This window comes from Cupriavidus basilensis, assembly GCF_029335485.1.
GTDB classification, from domain to species: domain Bacteria; phylum Pseudomonadota; class Gammaproteobacteria; order Burkholderiales; family Burkholderiaceae; genus Cupriavidus; species Cupriavidus basilensis_E.
On record NZ_JARJLM010000067.1, the window covers coordinates 1 to 6,172 of the forward strand.

8 protein-coding genes are annotated in these 6,172 nt (G+C 66.7%); 5 read left to right on the forward strand and 3 right to left on the reverse strand.

Translation table 11 applies throughout. The features are described 5' to 3' along the window. Positions 1-450 (forward strand): Smr/MutS family protein (locus P3W85_RS03835; RefSeq protein ID WP_276263791.1); only part of this gene is annotated, 450 nt, incomplete at its 5' end. Positions 451-462: 12 nt separating this feature from the next. After that, positions 463-1,104, forward strand: coding sequence for a trimeric intracellular cation channel family protein (locus P3W85_RS03840; RefSeq protein ID WP_017228481.1), 642 nt, complete (start codon positions 463-465; stop codon positions 1,102-1,104). Between the two features lie 67 nt (positions 1,105-1,171). Here P3W85_RS03840 and glnK read toward each other — a convergent pair whose 3' ends face one another. Beyond that, positions 1,172-1,510 (reverse strand): P-II family nitrogen regulator, encoded by a 339-nt coding sequence (glnK, locus tag P3W85_RS03845; RefSeq protein ID WP_006162803.1) that lies wholly within the window; start codon positions 1,508-1,510, stop codon positions 1,172-1,174. Positions 1,511-1,790: 280 nt separating this feature from the next. On the opposite strand from glnK, the gene P3W85_RS03850 reads away from it, so the two are divergent. Then, positions 1,791-2,969, forward strand: coding sequence for a GNAT family N-acetyltransferase (locus P3W85_RS03850; RefSeq protein WP_276263792.1), 1,179 nt, complete (start codon positions 1,791-1,793; stop codon positions 2,967-2,969). A 15-nt stretch (positions 2,970-2,984) separates the two neighbouring features. On the opposite strand, the gene P3W85_RS03855 is transcribed toward P3W85_RS03850, so the two are convergent. Both P3W85_RS03855 and ppa read right to left on the reverse strand, forming a co-directional pair. Then, positions 2,985-3,539: a cytochrome b gene (locus tag P3W85_RS03855; protein WP_017228480.1), complete on the reverse strand. Its 555-nt coding sequence runs from the start codon at positions 3,537-3,539 to the stop codon at positions 2,985-2,987. A gap of 214 nt (positions 3,540-3,753) precedes the next feature. Further along, the gene (gene ppa, locus P3W85_RS03860; protein WP_017228479.1) at positions 3,754-4,281 is read right to left on the reverse strand and encodes an inorganic diphosphatase; all 528 of its coding nucleotides are present in this window, start codon (positions 4,279-4,281) and stop codon (positions 3,754-3,756) included. 188 nt (positions 4,282-4,469) lie between these two features. On the opposite strand from ppa, the gene P3W85_RS03865 reads away from it, so the two are divergent. Both P3W85_RS03865 and P3W85_RS03870 read left to right on the forward strand, forming a co-directional pair. Further along, positions 4,470-5,906, forward strand: coding sequence for an aldehyde dehydrogenase family protein (locus P3W85_RS03865; protein WP_276263793.1), 1,437 nt, complete (start codon positions 4,470-4,472; stop codon positions 5,904-5,906). Next, positions 5,899-6,141, forward strand: a complete 243-nt coding sequence (locus P3W85_RS03870; RefSeq protein ID WP_017228704.1) for a hypothetical protein — start codon at positions 5,899-5,901, stop codon at positions 6,139-6,141. Before P3W85_RS03865 ends, P3W85_RS03870 begins: the two co-directional genes overlap by 8 nt. Positions 6,142-6,172: the final 31 nt, after the last annotated feature.

The window sequence follows — 6,172 nt, forward strand, 5'->3', positions numbered from 1 at the left end:
AGGCATCCCGCGCCCGTACCGGTGCAAACCCAGCTCGACGACAAGGCAGTGCTGGCGGCGTCGCTTTCCGACGAATTCGACGTCGAGAACCTGCTGGACACCGATGAGACGTTGTCGTTCCGCCGTCCCGGCATCGGCATGGACGTGGTCAAGAAGCTGCGCCGCGGCGAATGGGTGCCGCAGGACAAGATCGACCTGCACGGCCTGCGCAGCGAAGAAGCACGCGAGGCGCTGGCCGAGTTCGTACGGCGTTCGGTCAAGCGCGGCGTGCGCTGCGTGCGCGTGATCCACGGCAAGGGCAACGGCTCCCCGGACAAGACACCGGTGCTCAAGGGCAAGGTGCGCAGCTGGCTGGTACAGAAGGAGGAAGTGCTGGCCTTCGTGCAGGCGCGTGGCGCCGAGGGCGGCGCCGGGGCGCTGATGGTATTGCTGCGCCAGCCGCACGCCTGAACGCGCGCAACCATGCATTTGCCGCTCGATCTCCTGATGGGGCGGTTGCCCCTGATCCTGCACGTCATGGAAATCACGGGCGTGCTCGCCTTCGCCATCTCGGGCGTGGTCGATGCGCGCAAGCAGCGTTTCGATGCCGTGGGGACCTTCGTGGTGGCGTTTGCCACGGCCTTCGGCGGCGGCACGGTGCGCGATGTGCTGCTGGATCGCCGGCCCTTCTACTGGGTCGACCACGAGGGCTACGTGATCCTGATCTTCGCGATGTCGCTGGGGGCCTCGTTCGTGCTCCGCGTGGTCAGCCGGGTGGCGTCGGAGCGCGTCATGATCGGAGCCGATGCGATCGGCCTCGGCCTGTTCTCGGTCACCGGGACCTCGCTCGCGCTGGTGGCGCAGATGACGCCGACCGTGGCGGTCATGATGGGCATCATCTCGTCGGTGTTCGGCGGCGTGGTGCGCGACGTGCTGTGCAACGAGGTACCGATGATCCTGCGCGACCGCTCGCCTTATGCGACCTGCGCCTTCGTCGGCTGCTGGGTCTATGTTGGCCTGACCTGGCTGCAGGCCGAGCAGGAACTGGCCCTGCTCGCGGGCGCGGTCACCATCGTGGCGACGCGCCTGCTATCGGTGCGCTTCGACTGGAAGCTGCCCAGCTGAGCCAGGCAGGCGGCCACGGGCAATCCTGGCACCCCGTGCGCGGCAGCGCCGGGGTTGCCCGCCGGCGTCAGACTGCGGCTTCGTCCTGTTCGCCGGTACGGATGCGGATCACGCGCTCGATCTCGGTGACGAAGATCTTGCCGTCGCCGATCTTGCCGGTGTGCGCGGCCTTGACGATGGCGTCGAGCACGGTATCGAGCTGGTTCTCGGCCACGACGACCTCGATCTTGATCTTGGGCAGGAAATCGACCACATACTCGGCACCGCGATACAGCTCGGTATGCCCCTTCTGGCGGCCAAAGCCCTTCACCTCGGTCACCGTCAGCCCGGTCACGCCCACGTCAGCCAGCGCCTCGCGTACTTCGTCCAGCTTGAACGGTTTGATGATGGCGGTAATCTGCTTCATGTTGGCCCCTTGTATAGTCGTTGGTTAGTGAAGGATTTTAGCCTGCCCGTCCGCCCGCCGGGTTGGCTGCCGCGCCACGGCCGGCGGGCCGCGCAAAGGGCCCTGGTGACGCGGTGCAGCACCCGTCCGTTTCCGGTAGACTCGGCCGGCGGACAAACGATGAGTCAATCTAAGTCAATCTAGCTTGATGCAACCTGAATCTTGCAAGCCGGGACCGGAACACCCTGCCGCAACCACCCCGGCGGCGGCTTCGGCAAAAGGCGAACAGGAACCCTGGCGGATGGAGAATTATCGCACGCAGATCGTTTTCGATCTGGCCGAGTTGCCGGCGCCCGACTGGGATGCGCTGGTGGCTGCCCAGCCGGGCGCCACGCCGTTCCTGCGGCACGCCTTCCTGCATGCCCTGCACGCCAGCGGCAGCGCCTGCGACGAAACCGGCTGGAGCCCGCGCTACCTGACGCTGTGGACGGCGCGCGACGCCGGTGCCGCGGGCCAGGGCGAGCGCCTGGCGGCGGCCATGCCACTGTATGCGAAATCGCACTCCTATGGGGAATACGTCTTCGACTGGGCGTGGGCCGACGCCTATGCCCAGCACCATCTGCCCTATTACCCGAAGCTGCTGTCCGCGATTCCCTTCACGCCGGTCCAGGGCGCGCGGCTGCTGGCTGAGAACGAGCACGCACGCCGCCACCTGCTGCAATGCGCGCTGGCCCTGGCGGAGCAGAGCCAGTTGTCCTCGCTGCATGTGCTCTTTCCCGACCAGGGCGAAGCCGCGCAGATGGAAGACGCCGGCATGCTGATGCGCCATGGCGTGCAGTTCCACTGGACCAATCCCGGCTATGACAGCTTCGAGGCCTTCCTCGCCACGCTGTCGCAAAAGAAACGCAAGAACATCCGGGCGGAGCGGCGCCGCGTGGCGGAGGCCGGCATCGGCTTGCGCCAGCTCCGCGGCGCGGAGATCGGCGAGGCAGACTGGCGCTTCTTCCACCGCTGCTATCGCCAGACCTACCGCGAACACCATTCCACGCCCTACCTGAATCTGGACTTCTTCCAGCGCATCGGCGCCGCCATGCCCGAGAACCTGCTGCTGGTCGTGGCCGAGCGGGCCGGCCAGCCGATCGCGGCCTCGCTGGTGGTCTATGACGCCGATCCGGCACGCAGCACCCTGTTCGGGCGCTACTGGGGCGCGCTCGAGCACCACCCCTGCCTGCATTTCGAGACGGCCTATTACCAGCCGCTGGAATTCTGCATCGCCCAGGGCATCCGCACCTTCGAGGGCGGCGCCCAGGGCGAGCACAAGATGGCCCGTGGATTCCTGCCGGTGGCGACGCGCTCGGCCCACTGGCTGGCGCATCCCGCCTTCGCCGACGCCGTCGAGCGCTTCCTGGAGCGCGAGCGCCAGGGCATCGATGCCTACCTGGACGAACTCAACGACCGCACGCCGTTCGCCCGCGGCTAGGACCGGCCGGGCGCATCAGCGCCACATGCGCCGCAGCGTGTTGTCGCCCAGCATGTAGTGGTGGAACAGCGCGGCGACGGCATGCAGGCCGATCACCGTGTAAAAGGCCGTGCCCAGCGTGCCGTGGATGTCCTCGAGGGTTTCCTTCAGGTCCCGGCTGGCCGCCACCAGCGACGGCAGCTCGACGCCGAGCCCCGGCACCGTCACAAGGTGGCCGCCCGCGTTGAGGGCCAGCAGGCCCAGCACGGGCTGCACGAAGATGAACAGATAAAGCAAAAGATGCATGGCACTGCCGAGCCATTGCATCCAGCCCGGGCCGGGTTCTGGCGCCGGGGCGCCACGTACCAGGCGCCACAACAGCCGCGGCACCGCCAGCACCAGCACCAGCGCGCCGGCCCACGTGTGCACCGACATCGACAAGGTCCGCTCGGCGCTGCCCTTGGGAAGGAATCCCTTGAGTTCGATCGCGGCATACGCGATGGCGATCAGCAGCACTACCGCCCAGTGGAAAAACACCGCCGGACCGGCATAGCGAACCAGGGTGGATGGCTTGGAGGAAGTCGCGAACATGGGGAATTGGCAGTCATCCTGCCGAGTTGTTCTGTGCCGCAAGCTTAACCCAGCGGATTCACGGTGTCTTTGGCCTCCATCATATTCCGCGCAACAAAAAACCCCGCCTGGGCGGGGTTGGTTCAGCTTCGGTTCAGCAAGGCGCGGGAAACAGCCGTGGCTGACCTTCAGCTCGCCACCCGGGGGTGGCGAGCGGCGCTGTACGGGCTGACGCTTACTTCTTGTAGTTCGCCACGCCGTCGGTGATTTCCTTATGCGCTTCCTCGATGCCGGCCCAGCCTTCGACCTTGACCCACTTGCCTGCCTCGAGTGCCTTGTAGTTCTCAAAGAAGTGCTTGATCTGGTCCAGCAGGTTCTGCGGCACGTCGGACAGGCCCTTCATGAAGGCGGTGGCCGGCGACAGCTTGTCCAGCGGTACGGCGACCAGCTTGGCATCCACGCCCGACTCGTCGGTCATCTTCAGCATGCCCAGCGCGCGGCAGCGTACGACGGCGCCGGCCAGGATCGGGAACGGCGACAGCACCAGCACGTCGACCGGGTCGCCGTCACCGGACAGGGTCTGGGGAATGAAGCCGTAGTTGGCGGGATAACGCATGCCGGTGCCGATGAAGCGGTCGACGAAGAGCAGGCCGGTCTCCTTGTCGGCTTCGTACTTCACCGGATCACTCTGGGCGGAGATTTCGATGATGACGTTGAAATCGTTCGGAATGTCCTTGCCGGGGGAGACGAGGTTGAAGCTCATGCTTGTTCTCCAGATGCCTGTGTTTGTGGATGGCGGGCATTATAGCGGTTCGAAGCTGACCCGGGCCTGACGTTCGCGTGCCTTGCAGGTCTCGCGCGGTGAGTGATAATGGCGAATTGTCCGACAGACGCATCGACAGGCGCACTGCCCGCCACAACCGTGGCAGTCGCACCCCCGGAGCCATTCCAATGCACGCCCAGCACTTCGTTGCCAACCGCCTGATCGCGCCGGACTCCGGCATGCGCATCAAGGTATTCGACCCGTCCAGCGGCGAGCCTTTCGCCGAAATCGCCCGCGGCAACGCGGTCGATATCAATGTGGCAGTCTACGCCGCCCGCCAGGCGGCCGAAGGCGAATGGGGCGCGATGGCGCCCGCCGAGCGCGTGCGCCTGCTCAACCGCGTGGCGGTAACGCTGATCGAACACGAAGCCGAACTCGCCGCGCTGGAAGCGCGCGACACCGGCAAGCCCTTGCGCCAGGCCACCGCCGACGCGCGCGCCGTGGCGCGCTATTTCGAGTTCTATGCCGGCGCGGCCGACAAGCTGCACGGCCAGACCATTCCCTACCAGCCCGGCTACACCGTGCTGACGGTGCGCGAGCCGCATGGCGTGACCGGCCACATCATCCCGTGGAACTACCCGCTGCAGATCTTCGGGCGCAGCGTCGGCGCGGCGCTGGCCACCGGCAACGCCTGCGTGGTCAAGCCCGCCGAGGATGCCTGCCTGTCGCTGCTGCGCGTGGCCGAGCTGGCGGCCGAGGCCGGCCTGCCCGAAGGCGCGCTCAATATCGTCACCGGCTACGGCCATGAAGCCGGCGCCGCGCTGGCGCGCCACCCCGGCATCAACCACATCTCCTTTACCGGGTCTGCGCAGACCGGCAAACAGGTGGCGCAGATGGCGGCCGAGAACCACGTGCCGGTGACGCTGGAGCTGGGCGGCAAATCGCCCCAGATCGTGTTCGCCGATGCCGACCTCGAGGCGCTGGTGCCGGTGATCGTCAACGGCATCGTGCAGAACGCCGGCCAGACCTGCTCGGCAGGCAGCCGCGTGCTGGTGGAACGCCCGCTCTACGACGCCGTGCTCGACCGGCTTGCCACGGTGTTCGAGTCGTTGCGCGTGGGCCCGTCCGGGCTGGACCTGGAATGCGGTCCGCTGATCAGCCGCAAGCAGCAGCAGCGCGTATGGGATTTCGTCTCCGACGCGCAGCACGCCGGCATCGTCGCCATGGCGCAGGGCCAGATCGTGGCGGAGGCGCCCGAGGCCGGCTATTACCAGGTGCCGATGCTGTTCCGCGACGTGCCGCCGACACACCGGCTGGCGCAGGAAGAAGTGTTCGGCCCGCTGCTGGCGGCCACGCCCTTCGATACCGAAGCCGAAGCCGTCGCGCTGGCCAACGGCACGCCCTACGGCCTGGTTGCCGGGGTCTGGACTCGCGACGGCGCACGCCAGCTACGGATGGCGCACAAGCTGCGCGCGGGCCAGGTCTTCATCAACAACTACGGTGCCGGCGGCGGGGTGGAACTGCCCTTCGGCGGCACCGGGCAGTCAGGCTACGGCCGCGAGAAGGGCTTCGAGGCCCTGTACGGATTCACAACACTGAAAACCATCGCAATACAACATGGGTAACATCAACTTCCTGTCGGTCGCCTTCGCCATCTTCTTTTTCTGGATGGCGTGGCACGTCAGAAACAAACGCGCCACCAACCCCTCGGCCATGCCGCGCCTGCAGGTCTTCAAACGCAAATGGGGCGACTCGGTCGGCGACCGCGTGCACTGGTGCCTGTATGTGGCCCTGCCCTTCCTGCTGGCCGTGATGATGACCGCAAACGCCTTGCGCGGGCGTGGGCCCTTCGCCCACTGAGAGACACCTGCAAAATGATTCCGGCACCGCG

Excerpts from the sequence above, each read along its gene's own strand:
- P3W85_RS03865 (WP_276263793.1), top strand. The coding sequence starts at position 4,470 with ATGCACGCCCAGCACTTCGTTGCCAACCGCCTGATCGCGCCGGACTCC.
- glnK (WP_006162803.1), bottom strand. The coding sequence starts at position 1,510 with ATGAAGCAGATTACCGCCATCATCAAACCGTTCAAGCTGGACGAAGTA.
- P3W85_RS03840 (WP_017228481.1), top strand. The coding sequence starts at position 463 with ATGCATTTGCCGCTCGATCTCCTGATGGGGCGGTTGCCCCTGATCCTG.
- ppa (WP_017228479.1), bottom strand. The coding sequence starts at position 4,281 with ATGAGCTTCAACCTCGTCTCCCCCGGCAAGGACATTCCGAACGATTTC.
- P3W85_RS03855 (WP_017228480.1), bottom strand. The coding sequence starts at position 3,539 with ATGTTCGCGACTTCCTCCAAGCCATCCACCCTGGTTCGCTATGCCGGT.
- P3W85_RS03870 (WP_017228704.1), top strand. The coding sequence starts at position 5,899 with ATGGGTAACATCAACTTCCTGTCGGTCGCCTTCGCCATCTTCTTTTTC.
- P3W85_RS03850 (WP_276263792.1), top strand. The coding sequence starts at position 1,791 with ATGGAGAATTATCGCACGCAGATCGTTTTCGATCTGGCCGAGTTGCCG.